Source organism: Stenotrophomonas sp. 364, from assembly GCF_009832905.1.
Classification (GTDB): Bacteria; Pseudomonadota; Gammaproteobacteria; order Xanthomonadales; family Xanthomonadaceae; genus Stenotrophomonas; species Stenotrophomonas maltophilia_AP.
Genome location: NZ_CP047135.1, coordinates 488,939 through 504,673, shown reverse-complemented (window position 1 = coordinate 504,673; position 15,735 = coordinate 488,939). Strand labels below are relative to the sequence as shown.

The window sequence follows — 15,735 nt, the reverse complement described above, 5'->3', positions numbered from 1 at the left end:
GCATCGCGGGGAGCCGGCCCGCGGCCGGCCCTACCGTTCTGTTCAATGCCCGCCGTCGAGCGCCTTCAATTCGCTGACCAGCGCGCTTGCCGCGCCGGCGCCATCGCCGTACAGCATGCGGGCGTTGTCGGCGTAGAACAGGGCATTTTCGATGCCGGCAAAGCCAGTGCCCTTGCCGCGCTTGATCACCACCACGTTGCGCGCGTTGACCACGTCCAGGATCGGCATGCCGTAGATCGGGCTGGCCGGGTCGGTGCGCGCCACCGGGTTGACCACGTCGTTGGCGCCGATCACCAGCCCCACGTCGGTGTTGGGGAACTCGGGGTTGATGTCGTCCATGTCGGCGATCAGGTCGTAAGGCACGCCCGCTTCGGCCAGCAGCACGTTCATGTGGCCCGGCATGCGCCCGGCAACCGGGTGGATGGCGAACTTCACCTTGATGCCGCGGTCGATCAGGCGCTGGGCCAGCTCCCACACCTTGTGCTGCGCCTGGGCCACGGCCATGCCGTAGCCGGGCACGATCACCACGCGCTCGGCGAAGGCGAGCATGGCCGCCACGTCGCTGGCCTCGATCGGCTTCTGCGCGCCGCTGATTTCCTGCGCCACGCCGCCGCCGCCGAAGTTGGAGAACAGCACCCCGCTGATCGGCCGGTTCATCGCCTTGGCCATCAGGCGGGTCAGCAGGATGCCGGCCGCGCCGACCATCATGCCGGCGATGATCAGCGCCTCGTTGCCCAGCACGTAGCCTTCAAATGCCACGGCCAGGCCGGTGAACGCGTTGTACAGCGAGATCACCACCGGCATGTCGGCGCCGCCGATCGGCAGCGTCATCAGCACGCCCAGTGCGAGTGCGACCACGAAGAAGCTGATGATGGCCACCGGGCTCAGGCTGATGGCCGCCCATGCGCCCAGCACCACCATCGCCAGCGCGACCAGCAGGTTGAACGCCTGCTGCCCGGGGAAAGTGACGCGCCGGTCGAGTCGGCCGTCCAGCTTGGCCCAGGCGATGATCGAGCCGGACAGCGACACCGCACCAATCGCCGAACCGATGATGGCCAGCGCCAGCACGGTGGCCGACGGCTGCCGCGCGGCCAGGTCGGCCAGCGCCTGTTCACTCCAATGGGTGGTATCGCGGTTGGCCAGGAACGAGAAGCGCAGCAGTTCCACCGCGCCGATCGCCGCGGCCGAGCCACCACCCATGCCGTTGTAGAGGGCCACCATCTGCGGCATGTCGGTGATCGCCACACGCTTGGCCGACCACCAGGCCACGCCGGTGCCGATCGTCACGGCCGCCAGGATCAGCGGAATGTTGTGCAGGTCGGGCAGGAAGAAAGTGGCCACCGTGGCGATCAGCATGCCCAGCCCGGCCCAGCGGATGCCGCTGCGCGCGGTCATCGGCGAGGCCATGCGCTGCAGGCCCAGCAGGAACAGGGTGGCGGCCACCAGGTAGCTCACCTGCACCAGCCATTGCAGCAGTTGCGCGGTGCTCACGTTCAAGGTGCCTTCTCCCCGGCGTCGCGCTTGGCGCTGGGCTTGAACATGTCCAGCATGCGCTCGGTGACCACGTAGCCACCGGCGGCATTACCGGCGCCCAGCACCACCGCGATGAAGCCGATGATCTTCTCCAGCGGCGTCTGCGCGTGGCCCAGCACCACCATCGCGCCGATCAGCACGATGCCGTGGATGAAGTTGGAGCCGGACATCAAAGGGGTATGCAGGATCACCGGCACCCGTGAAATGATCACGTGGCCGGCGATCGCGGCCAGCATGAAGATGTACAACGCCACGAACCCGTCGCTCATTGCAGTGTCTCTCCCAGGCGGTGATCCCGTCCCCCCATCATAACCATGCGCTGAACCGTTCTGCAGGCCGGTCAACCGATGCCGCCCCGGTGCGTTGTCACAGGTACCCCCCTGCGCGAGCGCTACCCTGTGCTGGTGAGCCCCACCCTGCAACCGCTGACCACCGAGGCCGACGCCGCCCTGCCGGTGTCACTGGACGCGTTCCTGGCGGGCATCGGGCCGCGCGCGTTCCGCTTCGCCGAGGCCGGCCTGCGCCAGCGCGACGATGCGCTGGATGCGGTGCAGGACAGCATGCTGCGGATGCTGTCCTACCGCGACAAACCGGCCGCCGAGTGGGCGCCGCTGTTCTGGAGCATCCTGCGCCGCCGGGTGGTTGACCTGCAGCGCCGGCGCGGCTTCCGGCTGCGCTTCTGGCGCAGCAGCGACGAGGCCGGCAGCGAGCACGACATCGACTGGGCCGACCACGCCCCCGGCCCGGCACAGGCGCATGAGCAGCGCGAACAGTACGCGCAGCTGGTGCGGGCACTGCGCGAACTCCCCGCACGCCAGCGCGAGGCCTTCACACTGCGCGTGCTGCAGCAACTGGACGGCGCCACCACCGCAGCGGCCATGGGCTGCAGCGAAGGCGCGGTCAAAACCCATCTTTCGCGCGCCCGGCAGGCGCTGCAGCAGCACCTGGAGATCGCCCTGTGAGCCGCCCCGTTACCCCGCCCCTGCACGATGACGCCGCCCTGCACGCCCTACACGCACAGGCCCTGCAGCAGGTGTCGCCGGCCACCCTGGCGCGGCTGCGCAATGCCCGCCACGCGGCCGCGCCACGCCGCAGCCGCGCGCATGGCTGGTGGATGGCCACTGCCTGCTCGGCGGTGGCCGCGCTGGCGCTGGGCTACAGTTTCACCGCCAACCCACCCAGCGCCCCGGCCACGCCCACGGTGGCCTCGGCAGTGGATGACAGCAGCGATGTGCTCGACGAAAATCCCGACCTGTACGTATGGCTGGGCACGACCGACTTGGCAATGGAGTGAACATGACACCGCGACTGATCCTGGCCTTGGCGCTGCTGTCGACGAGCGCGGCCAGCGGGACGCAGACCCCGCCCCTGCCGGAGTGGGATCGGCTGACCCCGCAGCAGCGCGAGGCGCTGATCGCGCCCGTGCGCGACCGCTGGAACGACGCCCCGCCACCGCAGCGCGAGCGCATGCTGGAGCACGGCCAGCGCTGGCAGGGCATGACCCCGGAACAACGCGAGCTGGCCCGGCGCGGGCGCCATCGGTTCGAAAACATGAGCCCGGAGCAGCGCGAGCAGGCCCGCGCGCTGTTCGCGCAGATGCGCGAATTGAGTCCGGCGCAGCGCGATGCGCTGCGTGAGCGCTGGTCGAAGATGACCCCGGAGCAGCGCCAGGACTGGTTGAAGGCCAACCCGGTGAAGGCTATGCCGCCGCCGAAACGGTGATGCCGTGGGGTGTGCGGCCACCCATGGGGTGGCTCTACCCCGGTGGGAACCGCGTGGGTGCGGGAATGGCGCGGGTGCCTGTGGTGTGCAGCCACCCATGGGGTGGCTGGCTGGATCACCCGGCGGCCACCCAGCGGGTTTTCGCCAGCAGTTCGTCATCCCAGTCGAACTGGATTGCCCCGTCCTTGAGGAACAGCGCGACGAAGTTGTACAGGTTGCGCGCGTACATCTCGCTGGCGTGCACCGCGCCGCGGCTGGCCAGGTCGAGCGGGCCGTCCACGGTGACCCCGCCCAGCGCGATGGTTTCACCCGGGCGGGTGGCCTCGCAGTTGCCGCCAGTCTCGGCGGCCAGGTCCACGATCACGCTGCCCGGCTTCATGCCCTGCACCATCGCGGTACTGACGATCTTCGGCGCCGGGCGCCCGGGCACGGCCGCGGTGCAGATCACCACGTCCACCAGGCGCAGGTGCTCGCCCAGCCGGCGCTGCTGCTCGGCACGTTCTTCGTCGGTCAGCGGCCGCGCATAGCCGCCCTCGCCCACGGCGCTGACGCCCAGGTCCAGGAACTTGCCGCCCAGCGATTCGATCTGCTCGCGGGTTTCCGGGCGCACATCGAAGCCTTCCACCTGCGCCCCCAGCCGGCGCGCGGTGGCGATGGCCTGCAGCCCGGCCACGCCGGCGCCCACCACCAGCACCCGCGACGGGCGGATGGTGCCGGCGGCGGTGGTCAACATCGGGAAGAAACGCGGTGCCAGCTGCGCAGCGATCAACGTGGCCTTGTAACCGGCCATGCCGGCCTGCGAACTCAGCACGTCCATCGACTGCGCGCGGGTGGTGCGCGGCAGGCGCTCCAGCGGGAAGGCCTGCAGCCCGCGCGACTGGATCAGGCCGGCGCGTTCGGCATCGGCCTGCGGGTGCAGCATGCCGACCAGGCTCGCGCCGGGTTTGAGCTGGCCCAACCGCGCGTTGTCCGGGGGCTGCACGCACAGCACGATGTCGGCCGTGCCCAGCCGCGTGTCGTCGGCCGGCTGCGCGCCGACGTCGATGTATGCCTGGTCGGGAAAACCGGCGGCCTGGCCGGCCCCGGGTTCGAACCACACGGTCGCGCCCAGCGCGGCCAGCTTGCGTGCCGTTTCCGGCGTCATCGCCACGCGCCGTTCCCCTGGCGCGCGTTCGGTTACCACCACCACCTCGACAGCCATGCGTGTCCCCGACGATCAGCAGAGTGTGGGGGGATCGTAACCTACCGGTTCGGTTTGAGTAGAAACCATGCGCCGGTGGGACGCAGGGGGCCGGGCAGAACCCGGCCTTGCCTCAATGGACGGTGGCGTTCTTGTTGTCCAGCCGGTCGATCACGCCCTGCATGGCGCTGTCGAAGGCACCATCGTCGATGTGCGCGCGCAGACGACCCAGCCGCACCATCACCGCCAGTTCTTCCGGCGAAGCCACGCAGAAGCGCACGCCACGGCGGTTGACGAACAGCAGCCGCGAGGAAATCGGGCTCACCCAGGACAGCTTGCCGGCCTGCACCTTGCCGTCCTTGTCGACGAAATCCAGCCAGCTGCCAATTTCCAGGCCGCGGAAGCGGTCGGCGTCGGCATTGTCGAAATCGGTCACGTCGACCTTGCCGCCCAGTTCCACCGGCGCGCTTTCCTGCACGGGCGGGGTGGGCAGCGCCACCTGGGGCAGTTCGGGCAGCGCGCGTTCCAGCTCCGGGCGCGATTCGGCGATGGCCTGCAGCGTGTCGTGCAGGGCGTCGATCGCCCCGGTGGCGGCGTCGGCGTGCACGCCCACGCTGGCAAACACCTTGCGCAATGCCGGGTGCCAGGCCTGCAGCCACGGCTTGCCGACGATCTGCCGGCGCGCCTCGGCCACTTCTTCCAGGATGCCGTCGGCCAGGGCCAGCGCCTCGCCCACCGACGCCCCGTCCTCGCCTTCGCGCAGCACGGTCAGGGTGAGGTGGTGCTGCCAGGGCTGGCGCAGGAACTCGCCGATGGCCTGCGGCAGGGTGGCATCGGCAATGCGCCGGTCCAGCTCGGCGGCCGAGCGGCTGCGTGCCATTTCCAGCTTTTCCTGGCCGCGCTGGGTTTCAGCGGCGCGGCGCTCGGCGATTTCGATACGGCGCCGGTGCTGGGCCAGGAAATCGCGGAATTCTTCTTCCAGGGTCAGGAAGATCGCCAGGTTCTCGTTGAACTCGGCCACCAGCCGTTCGATGATCTCCTCGACCTTGCCCATCAGCACGCGCTCGGCCTGGCTCTCGCCAGTGTTGCCTTCGCAGGCCTCGGCCAGCGAGTTGAGCAGCTTGCGCGCGGGGTGGGTCTTCTGCACGAACATGCGGCGGTCGAGCATGGCGACCTTGACGAAGGGCACTACCAGCCTGCCGATCAGCTCGCGCGAGCGGCCTTCCAGGTCGCGCTCATCGAGCATCACGTCAAACAGCATGCCCACCAGGTCGATCGCATCTTCGTCCTGCGGGTCCAGCCGCGCCTGCGACGGATCCACGCCCAGGCGCGTGGCGCCCGACAGCACTTCACTCTTGAGGCGCTGCGCCAGCGATTCGCCATCTTCGCCGATCGCCGCGCGCAGGGTGGCACTGGGCGTGGCCTGCAGCAGCGACAGCACCGACATCATCTCGCGCTGGCTCAGCGGACGCTGCTGGCCGACGGCCACGCTGGCTGCGGAGGTCGCGTCTTCGCGTACGTGCCGGGTCTGCTGCAGCAGCTCGTGCAGCGCTTCCAGCAGCATGCCCTGGTTGCCACTGAGGGTATCGCCCGATTCGCCGGCAGCCTGGCTGGCGCCGGCCGACTGCATCCGTCCGCGGCTTTCGGCCCAGCGGTCGGCGAACCGCCGGGCCCACGCCGGCGCGGCGGCATCGTCGTTGCCGATCTGGCCATCCTGGTCCAGCGCATCGACCAGCGCGTCCAGCTCGTGCCGCGGGCTTGGCGGCCGTGGCGCCGGGCGCCGCGGCGCAGCCATCTGCGGCATCACGCCGGCGGCAGCAAGCTGCTCGTCCAGCGCCTCGTAACGCTTGCCGATCGGCGCATGCAGGTCGCGCTCGCACAGCTTGATCAGCACCAGCCGCACTTCCGGGGCCAGTTCACAGTCGGCAAAGGCTTCATGGATGGCCACGCCGATGTGCTCGGGGCTGATCGGGTTGCTGTCGGCGTTCAGTTCCAGCCCGCCGGCGATCCAGCCCAGGCGGCGGTCCAGCCGCGCCAGCACCGGCTTCCAGTCGCGCAGCAGCACGGTGGCGAAGTTGCGCACCGCCAGCCGCGACTCCAGCACATGCTCGGGCACCAGGCTCAGGCCGTCTTCGATCTGGCCGGCCAGCGTGGCCTCGGCCGAAACCGGCTCACCGCGCTCCAGCGCGTCCCAGGCCTGGGCCAGGTGGTTACGGAAGCCGGCCACGATCTCCTCGCGACGGCGGCGCAGTTCACGCATGCCATCCAGGAACAGCAGTTGCGACGCGCCGGCGGTGCCGGCACGGTCGAACAGAACGTCGTCAAAGCGGGCCAGCACGGTCGCGAACGACTCGGTCAGCGCCGGTAGCGCTGCCTCGCGGGCAAGCTTCAACAGTGCCGGGTGACGACCCGGCTGCCCCAATGGAGTGGGCGTGGCGATCATGCGAAAAGGCTCCCCACCTTCGCAGGCACAGAATGCAGCATGGAAACAACAGATACCGGTGCCCCCCAGGCACCCGCGTCCGGATGGTAGGTCGCCCCACCGGTCAGGGACAGTGAAACAGTCCGCACTTTGAACCTCACGACCGGGGTACCGGCAGGCCTTGTATCGTACGACCAGCGTCGGCGGGAAGCGAGTACAGCCACGTGAAGCAATGCCATTGATTAGGTGATGTTCATCACGCTTTGTCGCAAATCGATCGGAGATCGCCGCTGGGCGCGTCACAAACTGCCGCGACTATACTGGGCGCACCGTGAAACCTGATCGAGTGAACATGTCCGAATCCCCTGCGCTGCAAGCCCTGGACGCCCGCCGCTCGGTACCCGCCAAGCAGCTTGGCGAGCCCGGGCCGGACCCGGACACCCTGTTGCGGATGCTGGCATCGGCGGTGCGCGTGCCCGACCACGGCAAGCTGGTGCCGTACCGCTTCCTGCGCATCGCCGGCGATGCACGTCACAGTCTGGGCGCGTTCCTGGCCGAGCGCAGCCAGCAGCGTGACCCTCAGGTGGCGCAGGCCCAGCTGGACAAGGACCGCCAGCGGTTCTCGCATGCGCCGGTGATCATCACCGTGGTGGCCAGCCCGCGCCCCAGCCCCAAGGTGCCCGAACAGGAACAGCTGATGACCGCCGGCTGCGTCTGCTTTGCCCTGCTGCAGGCAGCGCAGGCGCTGGGCTACGGCGCGCAGTGGCTGACCGCCTGGATGGCCTTCGACCCCGCCGTGCATGCCCACCTGGGCCTGGCCGAGGGCGAGCGCATCGCCGGGTTCATCCACATCGGCACTCCGAAGACGCCGGCACCCGAGCGCGACCGCCCCGACCCCGCCGCGCTGCTGCAGGACTGGGTGGGCTGAGATGGACCCGTTGTCTGCCGCGCCCCTCGCCCCGCGTCCGCCGCTGTACCTGGTCGATGCCAGCCTGTACGTGTTCCGCGCGTGGCATTCGATGCCCGATGAGTTCCAGGACCAGCAGGGCTGGCCGACCAACGCGGTGCACGGGTTCGCCCGCTTCCTGCTGGACCTGATCGAGCGCGAGCGCCCGCGGCATATCGCCATTGCCTTCGACGAGGCCCTGGACAGCTGCTTCCGCCACCGGCTGTACGCCGCTTACAAGGCCAACCGTGATCCGGCCCCGGATGCGCTGCGTCGCCAGTTCGCCCACTGCAAAGCCCTGTGCATGGCACTGGGGCTGGCAGTGCTGGCCCACCACGAGTACGAGGCCGATGACCTGATCGGCAGCGCCCTGCACGCACGCCGCGACGCCGGCATGCGCGGGGTGATCATCTCCGCCGACAAGGACCTGTCGCAGCTGCTGTACGAACACGACGAACAGTGGGACTACGCCCGCAACCAGCGCTGGGGCATGGCGGGGGTGAAGGCGCGCCACGGCGTGCACGCGCACCAGATCGCCGACTACCTGGCGCTGTGTGGCGACGCGGTGGACAACATCCCCGGTGTCACCGGGGTAGGCGCCAAGTCGGCCGCAGTACTGCTGGCCCACTTCGGCAGCCTGGACGTGCTGTACGAGCGCTTGGACGAAGTGCCCTTCCTGCGCCTGCGCGGCGCGGCGCAGATGGCGGTGCGGCTGCGCGAACAGCGCGAGCACGCGCTGCTGTGGCGGCAGCTGACCACCATCGCGCTGGACGCGCCACTGGACTGCGCCGATGCCGATTTCCGCCGGGGCAGCGCCGACCCGCAGATGCTGCAGGGCCTGTGCGATGCGCTGCGGTTCGGTCCGTTGACCCGGCGCCGGCTGTTCAGCGCCGCCGGCCTGCCCGATTCCCCTTCCATTGCCAGCGAGTTCGCATGAGCCCCAATACGCAAGCCCCCAAGGTCGTCTACGAAGGCAAATACCAGCGCATGGTCGTGCGCGGCACGTGGGAATACAGCGAGCGTACCCATGCCGGCGGCCTGGCCGCGATCATCATCGCGGTCACCCCGGAGGACAACGTGTTGTTCGTCGAGCAGTTCCGGGTGCCGCTGCAGGCCAACACCATCGAAATGCCGGCCGGGCTGGTGGGCGATATCGATGCCGGCGAGTCGATCGAAGTGTCGGCGGTGCGCGAACTGGAAGAAGAAACCGGCTGGACGGCCGAGCACGCTGAAGTGCTGATGATCGGCCCGACCTCGTCGGGCGCGAGCAGCGAGAAAATCGCGTTCGTGCGTGCCACCGGGCTGCGCAAGGTGGGCGATGGCGGTGGCGATGCCAGCGAGAACATCACCGTGCACGAAGTGCCGCGCGCACGCGCTGCCGCCTGGTTGGTGGAGAAGATCGGCCAGGGCTATGAACTGGACGCCAAGCTGTGGGCCGGGCTGTGGATGATCGAGCACCATCTGGACGGCACCCCGCGTGGCTGATTCCTTTGCCCCGATCACATCGGCCGCACTGCTCGGACCGTCCGACCCGGCACCGTTCACCGTGCATCAGGCCCAGGGACGCTCGCCGTTCCTGCTGATCGCCGACCATGCCGGCCAGCAGGTGCCGGCGGCACTGGGCAACCTGGGCCTGCCGGCGTCCGAACTGGATCGCCACATCGGCTGGGACATCGGCATTGCCGGGGTCACGGTGGAGCTGGCGCGCCTGCTGGACGCCTGGGCGATCACTCAGACCTACTCGCGGCTGGTGATCGACTGCAATCGCCCGTCGGGTGCGCCGGGGCGGTTCGCGCCGCTCAGCGACGGCACCGTGGTGCCAGGCAACCAGGGGCTGGATGACGCAGCACAGGACGCCCGCGTGCAGTCCATCTTCGCGCCGTATCACGGCCGCATTGCCGCCGAACTGGACGCCCGCGCCGCGGCCGGCACGCCCACCGTGCTGATTGCCATGCACAGTTTCACCCCGTCCATGCAGGGCGTGGCGCGCCCATGGCATGCCGGCGTGCTGTACCAGCGCGATGCGCGCTTTGCGCATGCATTGATGCACGCCCTGCAGGCCGAGGGCGACCTGGTGGTGGGCGACAACCAGCCCTATGCGGTCAGCGACGCCACCGACTACGCGATCCCGGTGCACGCCGAAGCGCGTGGGCTTGCGCACGTGGAACTGGAAATCCGCCAGGACCTGATTGCCGACACCGCCGGGCAGCAGGCCTGGGCACGGCGGCTGGCGCGGCTGTTGCAGGCTTTGGCGCCGCGGTTCGGTTGAACGGGGTGGCCGTGCGTGGAGCCGACCAACGGTCGGCTCTACCGGGCGGGGTAGCGATCGTTCGGGTACCGCAGCCGACCAACGGTCGGCTCTACCCGATGGGTTGCCATGGGAACGAGCGGTAGCCGGTGACCTGCAGCGGCAGTCCGATCGCCGCGAAGCGCGCCTGCAGTGCGGCGCTTGCCGCGCGATCGATGTTGCAGGCCACTGCCAGCGGCAGTGCACGTACCTGCGCCAGCGCCTCGCCCACCGATAGCGCCTTTATCTCGGCCACCAGGCTGGCCGCCGCTTTGCGCTGCGCCGGCTCAACCGTTTCCAACACCAGGTCGAAGGCGGCATACAACCCGGGCGACAGCCTTTCGGTGCGCGCGCGGGCCAGCTCCTCCTGCGGCGCATCGCCGTAGGCCATCGACAATCCCGGGCGTTCCAGGAACGCATCCTCTTCGCTGTAATGGTCCAGCGCGCGTGCGTAGTCGTCCACGGTCGAGAACGGCTGCTGCCGTTTCTGCACGCTGAGCACGTCGGCGAAGGTGGCGCCCTCCAGGTAGTGGCGCAGACCGTGCGCGGCCGCGAACGGATGCACGCCCTCGGCATCCTCCGCGTCCGCGGCATCGTGGCCGGCCAGCCAGAAGCGGGCCTGGCGCGCATCGCCGTCGCTTGCATGGACCCAGGCATGGCGCTCCCACACCTGGCCATCGTCGCTGCACGCAGCGATGGCTTCCAGGGCCTGGGTGAGGGTAAGCAACGCGGTCATGGCGGGGCGTCCGGGCAAACAGCGATGGTAGAGGCAACCAACGCACCGACCAACGGTCGGCGCCTACCGTTCGGTGGCGCAGGCCGCTGGCAGCGCCGCGTCGTCCGGCTGCGGTCGCAACCACACCGCCACGCCTACCCCGAGCAGCGCGAACACCGCCGCGCCGTACTGCGCGTTGACCAGGCCATGCAGCGCTTCGGGGCTGGTACCTGCAGCCGCGACACCACGCCCGGCGTTGGCCAGCATGACCAGTACCGCCAGGCCCAACGCGCCGCCGATCTGTTGCGCGGTGGCGGCCATGCCCGACGCCACGCCCTGCTGCGCGGCCGGCACGCCCTGCCCGGCCACGATCCACATCGCCGTCCAGGTCATGCCCTGGCCGACGCTCAGCACCACGATGCCCGGCAGCAGCGCCCAGTACGTGGCCCCGTACGGCAGCGCCACCGCCACCGCGGTGATGCCGACCGCACCGGCGGCCATGCCCAGCGCCAGCACCTGCCGCGGCGAGCGCCGGGTGAGCATGCGTTCGGTGATCTTGATGCCGAAGGTGCACACCAGCGTCGGCGGCAGGAACGCCAGACCGGCCTGCAGCGCGCTCCAGCCGTAGCCGTCCTGGAAATACAGCGCCAGGAAGTAGTACTGCACGCCGAAGCTGCTCATGAACAACAACGTCAGCAGCATCGCCGCACGCAGGCTGCGCAGTCGCAGCAGCGAGAACTGCATCAGCGGGTCGCGGCTGCGCTGCTCGATCTGCACGAAGGCGGCCAGCAGCAGCGCCGAGAGCACCAGGCAGCCGAGCGTGCGCGGTGCCAGCCAGCCCCACTCCGGGCCCTGCACCAGGGTAGTGACCAGCAGGCTGCCACCGAGGGTGACGGTGAAGCAGCCGGCCAGGTCGAACGAGCGCCCGGCCTGCGGCGCGGGGTCGCGCGGCAGCCACCAGCCGCCCAGCAGTGCGCAGGCGCTGGCGAAGGGCACGATCACCAGCAGCACCGACGACCAGCCGAAGCTCTGGGTCAGCACCCCGCCCAACAGCGTGCCCAGCGCCAGCCCGCCGGCGCTGGCCATCGACCAGATCGCCAGCGCGCGGTTGCGCGGCGCCCCTTCGGCGTACAGCGTGTTGATCAGCGCCAGCGTGGCCGGGAACAGCAACGCCGCGCCGATGCCCTGTACCGCGCGCGCGGCGATCAGCAGCCAGGCGCTGGTGCTGAAACCGCCCACCAGCGAGGCCAGCGCGAACAGGCCCATGCCCAGCCGGTAGATGCGGCGCCGACCGAGCAGGTCGGCCGCGCGCCCCCCCAGCAGCAGGCAGCCGCCGAACGCCACGGTGTAGCCGCTGACGATCCACTGCAGCTGCTGCGCGTTGATCTGCAGCTGCACGCCCATCTCATGCAGGGCGACGAAGATGATGGTGGCGTCCAGCGCGATGATCAGCTGGGCCATGGCCAACAGGGTCAACGCCAGCCGGGGCGGGAAGGAATGCGCGGAGTGGGTCATGCCGGTCGGTGCGTGGGGAAGGCGGGCAGTCTCATTGATGACGCCAAACAAAGAAACCCGGATACTTCGATTTCTGTCATGCATTTTCGCATCAATCGGACGCCGCCATGGATCTCAATGCCGTGCGCATGCTGGTGCAGGTTGCCGAAGCACGCAGTTTCACCCTGGCCGCCGGCCAGCTGGGCATCAGCCAGTCGGGGCTGTCGCGGGCGATCAGCCGGCTGGAAGGCACGCTGGGCGTGCGCCTGCTCCAACGCAACACCCGCAATGTCAGCCTCACCCCGGATGGCCGCCAGTTCGTCGAGCACTGCGCGCCGCTGCTGAGCGGGCTGGAGGAAGCCGAGCGCCGGCTGGGCGACCGCCCCTCCACGCCCTCGGGTGTGTTGAAACTGACCGCGCCATCGATGTTCGGGCGCAAGGTACTGGTGCCGCTGGCCGGGCAGTTGATGGCGACGCACCCGCAGCTGCAGTTCGAGCTGGTGCTCAACGACCGGTTGGTGGATCTGGTCGAGGAAGGCTTCGACGCCGCCCTGCGTACCGGGCCGATCAGCGACGTGCGCATGGTGGCCCGCCCTTTGCGGCCGTTGCATTGGGTCACGGTCGCCTCCCCGGCCTACATCGCTCAGCACGGGCAACCGGCCACGGTGGATGCCCTGCAGGATCACACCTGCCTGGCGGTGCGCAACCTGCGCAGCGGGCGGCTGGTGGACTGGCAGTTCCGCGAGGACGACCGGCTGCGTGAGTTCACCCCACTGGCGCGGATGGTGTTCGACAGCGGCGACCCGCTGGTGGAAGGCGCACTGGCCGGGGTGGGCATCGTGCAGGTGATGGATTTCGCGGTGGCCGACGCGCTCGCCGCGGGGCGGCTGCAACGCGTACTGCAGCCGTTCGAAGGCCGCAGCCGGGCGCTGTCGCTGGTGTACCCGCCGTCGCGGCAGGCCTCACCGAAGATGAAGGTACTGGCCGACGCGTTGTTGGCCGGCAACTGGTAGGTGCCGACCGTGGGTCGGCACCTCGCATCGATTCAACCGGCGAAGCGATCCGTGGCGCGCACCAGGGCGTCCACGTTTTCCGCCTCGAACGCCGAATGGCCCGACGCCGGGCTGATTTCCAGCGTCGATTTCGGCCACGCCTTGTGCAGTTCCCACGCGTTCTGCAACGGGCACACCACGTCGTAGCGGCCGTGCACGATCACGCCGGGAATGTCGGCGATGCGGTGCACGTCACGCAGCAGCTGCTCTTCCACCTCGAAGAAACCACCGTTGACGAAGTAGTGGTTCTCGATGCGCGCGAAGGCCAGCGCGAACTGCGGGTCCTGGTGGCTGTTCACGAACTCGTCGTCCACGTGCAGGAAACTGGTCGCGCCTTCCCACACGCTCCACGCCTTGGCCGCCGCCAGGCGGGTGGCTTCGTCATCGCTGGTGAGGCGGCGGTGGAAGGCCGAGATCAGGTCGTGGCGTTCCACTTCCGGGATCGGCGTGAGGTAGTGCTCCCACGCATCCGGGAACAGGCGGTTGGCGCCTTCCTGGTAGAACCATTCCAGTTCCCAGCGGCGCAGCATGAAGATGCCGCGCAGCACCAGTTCGGTCACCCGCTGCGGGTGGGTTTCCGCGTACGCCAAGGCCAGGGTCGAACCCCAGCTGCCGCCGAACACCTGCCAGCGCTCCACCTTCAGGTGCTCGCGCAGTTTTTCGATGTCGGCCACCAGGTCCCAGGTGGTGTTGTCCACCAGGTCGGCATGCGGGGTGGAACGCCCGGCACCGCGCTGGTCGAACAGGTTGATGCGGTACTTGGCCGGGTCGTGGAACTGGCGCATTTTCTCGCTGCACCCGCCACCGGGGCCACCGTGCAGCATCACCACCGGCTTGCCGTCGGGGTTGCCGCACTGCTCGAAATACAGCGTGTGGCGATCGTCGACCTTCAGCGTGCCGACGTCGTAAGGGGTGAGGGCGGGATACAGCGTACGCATGACAGAACTCCGTTGTTGGGCACAGGCGCGGGCGAGCGGGTTCACCACTCGCGCGGGCTGGTCAGATCATCAACATCCACATCGAATCCGTAGCTGCGCGCGATCAGCTCGAAATCGGCGCCGATGTTCTCGCGGGCAGCGGTTTCCAGCTCGCTGTCCTGCGCTTCGAACGCTTCGCCCAACACGTTGAATTCCAGCGTGGCGGCATGGGTGAGCGCCATCAGCGCGGCGGCGTCGGCCGGGCGTTCGCGTTCGATGCGTTCGCACAGGCGCAGCAGGATCTGCTGGCCCTGGGCCACCAGCGCCGGCGGGAAGTACGCGTCCTCGACCATGTCGGCGAGGAATTCGTGGGACTGCAGCTGCGCGTGGGAAACAGAGGGGCTGGCAGTGGTCATGGCGCTTCCTTTCAAGTGGAACGCCATTCTACCCGCGCGATGTTTCAGGCAGCGTCAGCGCATACCCGGCAGACAGCCGCGCGTCACCCGGTCGCGCTGTTCCAGGTCGCGCTCGGTGTGCACCTGCGCGAAGCCGGCCTGTTCGAACAGCGCGCGGATTGCCGCGCCCTGGTCCCAGCCATGCTCAATCAGCAGCCAGCCACCGGGCAGCAGGTGCGCGCCGGCAGCGGCGACGATGTGGCGGATGTCGTCCAGGCCGTCGATGCCCGAGGCCAGCGCCGTGGCCGGCTCGTGGCGCAGGTCGCCCTGCTGCAGGTGCGGGTCATGGCTGGCGATGTACGGCGGGTTGCTCGCAATCAGATCGAAGCGTTCGCCCTGCAACGGTTCAAACCACGCGCCCTGCACGAACCGCACGCGCGCCAGCCCGTTGCGCGCCGCATTGCCACGCGCCACGTCCAGCGCGGCGGCGCTGAGATCGGTGGCGGTCACTGCGGCCTGCGGGCGTTCGCTGGCCAGCGCCAGCGCGATCGCCCCGCTGCCGGTGCCCAGGTCGGCCACCGCCAGCGGGGTGTCGGCCGGCATGCGGGCCAGCGCCAGCTCCACCAGCAGCTCGGTTTCCGGGCGCGGGATCAGGGTGGCCGGGCTGACCGCCAGGTCCAGCGTCCAGAATCCGCGATGGCCCAGCAGGTAGGCCACCGGTTCGCCGGCCACGCGGCGGGCCAGCAGCGCCTGGAATGCCGCCATGTCGGCGTCGGCCACCGGGTCGGTGGCGTGCGCGAACAGCCAGCTGCGCGGCTTGTCCAGCACATGCAGCAGCAACAGCTCGGCCTCGTGCCGGCCCTCCACCCCGGGCAGGGCCGTGGCGGCATCGGCAAGCAGCTGGCGCAGGTCACGGGGGGCGGCGGTCATCGGACAGGTCGGGCAGGTGGCGGGGGCGCAGTGTAGTGCACCGGGCTGGGGGCCCAGGCAGGCGAAAGGACGGGGGCTGGCCCAAGCGAGGCATTGATTGCCGCAATCACCGAACCAACGTTGGTTGACTAGCTCTATCGCC

General features: G+C 69.4%; 17 protein-coding genes. 8 read left to right on the top strand and 9 right to left on the bottom strand.

Going from position 1 to position 15,735, the window contains the following annotated elements; all coding sequences use genetic code 11:
* Positions 1 to 42: 42 nt before the first annotated feature.
* Together GQ674_RS02290 and GQ674_RS02285 are read right to left on the bottom strand one after the other, a co-directional pair.
* A complete protein-coding gene (locus GQ674_RS02290; protein WP_159495830.1) occupies positions 43 to 1,497 on the bottom strand; it encodes an NAD(P)(+) transhydrogenase (Re/Si-specific) subunit beta in 1,455 nt (484 codons plus the stop codon).
* On the bottom strand, positions 1,494 to 1,802 hold the full coding sequence (locus GQ674_RS02285; RefSeq protein WP_019182396.1) for an NAD(P) transhydrogenase subunit alpha: 309 nt from the start codon (positions 1,800 to 1,802) through the stop codon (positions 1,494 to 1,496). Before GQ674_RS02285 ends, GQ674_RS02290 begins: the two co-directional genes overlap by 4 nt.
* A gap of 78 nt (positions 1,803 to 1,880) precedes the next feature.
* On the opposite strand from GQ674_RS02285, the gene GQ674_RS02280 reads away from it, so the two are divergent.
* The 3 genes from GQ674_RS02280 to GQ674_RS02270 are packed head-to-tail and all read left to right on the top strand — an operon-like array spanning position 1,881 to position 3,255.
* Complete coding sequence (locus GQ674_RS02280) at positions 1,881 to 2,495, top strand: RNA polymerase sigma factor (protein WP_159495829.1); 615 nt, start codon at positions 1,881 to 1,883, stop codon at positions 2,493 to 2,495.
* Positions 2,492 to 2,827, top strand: a complete 336-nt coding sequence (locus GQ674_RS02275; protein ID WP_159495828.1) for a hypothetical protein — start codon at positions 2,492 to 2,494, stop codon at positions 2,825 to 2,827. Before GQ674_RS02280 ends, GQ674_RS02275 begins: the two co-directional genes overlap by 4 nt.
* A gap of 2 nt (positions 2,828 to 2,829) precedes the next feature.
* Positions 2,830 to 3,255 (top strand): DUF3106 domain-containing protein, encoded by a 426-nt coding sequence (locus GQ674_RS02270; RefSeq protein WP_159495827.1) that lies wholly within the window; start codon positions 2,830 to 2,832, stop codon positions 3,253 to 3,255.
* A 115-nt stretch (positions 3,256 to 3,370) separates the two neighbouring features.
* Here the strand turns inward: GQ674_RS02270 and GQ674_RS02265 are convergent, their stop codons facing one another.
* Together GQ674_RS02265 and GQ674_RS02260 are read right to left on the bottom strand one after the other, a co-directional pair.
* On the bottom strand, positions 3,371 to 4,456 hold the full coding sequence (locus GQ674_RS02265; RefSeq protein WP_159495826.1) for an NAD(P) transhydrogenase subunit alpha: 1,086 nt from the start codon (positions 4,454 to 4,456) through the stop codon (positions 3,371 to 3,373).
* A 112-nt stretch (positions 4,457 to 4,568) separates the two neighbouring features.
* Positions 4,569 to 6,878: a DUF1631 domain-containing protein gene (locus GQ674_RS02260; RefSeq protein ID WP_159495825.1), complete on the bottom strand. Its 2,310-nt coding sequence runs from the start codon at positions 6,876 to 6,878 to the stop codon at positions 4,569 to 4,571.
* 331 nt (positions 6,879 to 7,209) lie between these two features.
* Between GQ674_RS02260 and GQ674_RS02255 the strand changes: the two genes are divergently transcribed.
* The 4 genes from GQ674_RS02255 to GQ674_RS02240 are packed head-to-tail and all read left to right on the top strand — an operon-like array spanning position 7,210 to position 10,072.
* A complete protein-coding gene (locus GQ674_RS02255) occupies positions 7,210 to 7,785 on the top strand; it encodes a nitroreductase (protein WP_159495824.1) in 576 nt (191 codons plus the stop codon).
* A gap of 1 nt (position 7,786) precedes the next feature.
* Positions 7,787 to 8,740, top strand: coding sequence for a 5'-3' exonuclease H3TH domain-containing protein (locus GQ674_RS02250; protein ID WP_159495823.1), 954 nt, complete (start codon positions 7,787 to 7,789; stop codon positions 8,738 to 8,740).
* Positions 8,737 to 9,288, top strand: coding sequence for an NUDIX hydrolase (locus GQ674_RS02245; protein WP_128097436.1), 552 nt, complete (start codon positions 8,737 to 8,739; stop codon positions 9,286 to 9,288). Before GQ674_RS02250 ends, GQ674_RS02245 begins: the two co-directional genes overlap by 4 nt.
* Positions 9,281 to 10,072, top strand: coding sequence for an N-formylglutamate amidohydrolase (locus GQ674_RS02240; protein ID WP_159495822.1), 792 nt, complete (start codon positions 9,281 to 9,283; stop codon positions 10,070 to 10,072). The genes GQ674_RS02245 and GQ674_RS02240 overlap by 8 nt, the downstream gene beginning before the upstream one ends.
* A gap of 91 nt (positions 10,073 to 10,163) precedes the next feature.
* Here the strand turns inward: GQ674_RS02240 and GQ674_RS02235 are convergent, their stop codons facing one another.
* Positions 10,164 to 10,826 (bottom strand): hypothetical protein, encoded by a 663-nt coding sequence (locus tag GQ674_RS02235; protein WP_159495821.1) that lies wholly within the window; start codon positions 10,824 to 10,826, stop codon positions 10,164 to 10,166.
* A 63-nt stretch (positions 10,827 to 10,889) separates the two neighbouring features.
* A complete protein-coding gene (locus tag GQ674_RS02230; protein WP_159495820.1) occupies positions 10,890 to 12,320 on the bottom strand; it encodes an MFS transporter in 1,431 nt (476 codons plus the stop codon).
* A 107-nt stretch (positions 12,321 to 12,427) separates the two neighbouring features.
* Between GQ674_RS02230 and GQ674_RS02225 the strand changes: the two genes are divergently transcribed.
* Entirely contained in the window at positions 12,428 to 13,312 is an 885-nt protein-coding gene (locus GQ674_RS02225) for a LysR family transcriptional regulator (RefSeq protein ID WP_159495819.1), read from the top strand.
* Between the two features lie 32 nt (positions 13,313 to 13,344).
* Here GQ674_RS02225 and pip read toward each other — a convergent pair whose 3' ends face one another.
* The 3 genes from pip to prmC are packed head-to-tail and all read right to left on the bottom strand — an operon-like array spanning position 13,345 to position 15,593.
* The gene (gene pip / locus GQ674_RS02220) at positions 13,345 to 14,289 is read right to left on the bottom strand and encodes a prolyl aminopeptidase (protein WP_159495818.1); all 945 of its coding nucleotides are present in this window, start codon (positions 14,287 to 14,289) and stop codon (positions 13,345 to 13,347) included.
* Between the two features lie 41 nt (positions 14,290 to 14,330).
* Positions 14,331 to 14,684 (bottom strand): DUF5713 family protein, encoded by a 354-nt coding sequence (locus GQ674_RS02215; RefSeq protein ID WP_128097442.1) that lies wholly within the window; start codon positions 14,682 to 14,684, stop codon positions 14,331 to 14,333.
* 54 nt (positions 14,685 to 14,738) lie between these two features.
* A complete protein-coding gene (prmC, locus tag GQ674_RS02210) occupies positions 14,739 to 15,593 on the bottom strand; it encodes a peptide chain release factor N(5)-glutamine methyltransferase (protein ID WP_159495817.1) in 855 nt (284 codons plus the stop codon).
* Positions 15,594 to 15,735 lie beyond the last annotated feature (142 nt).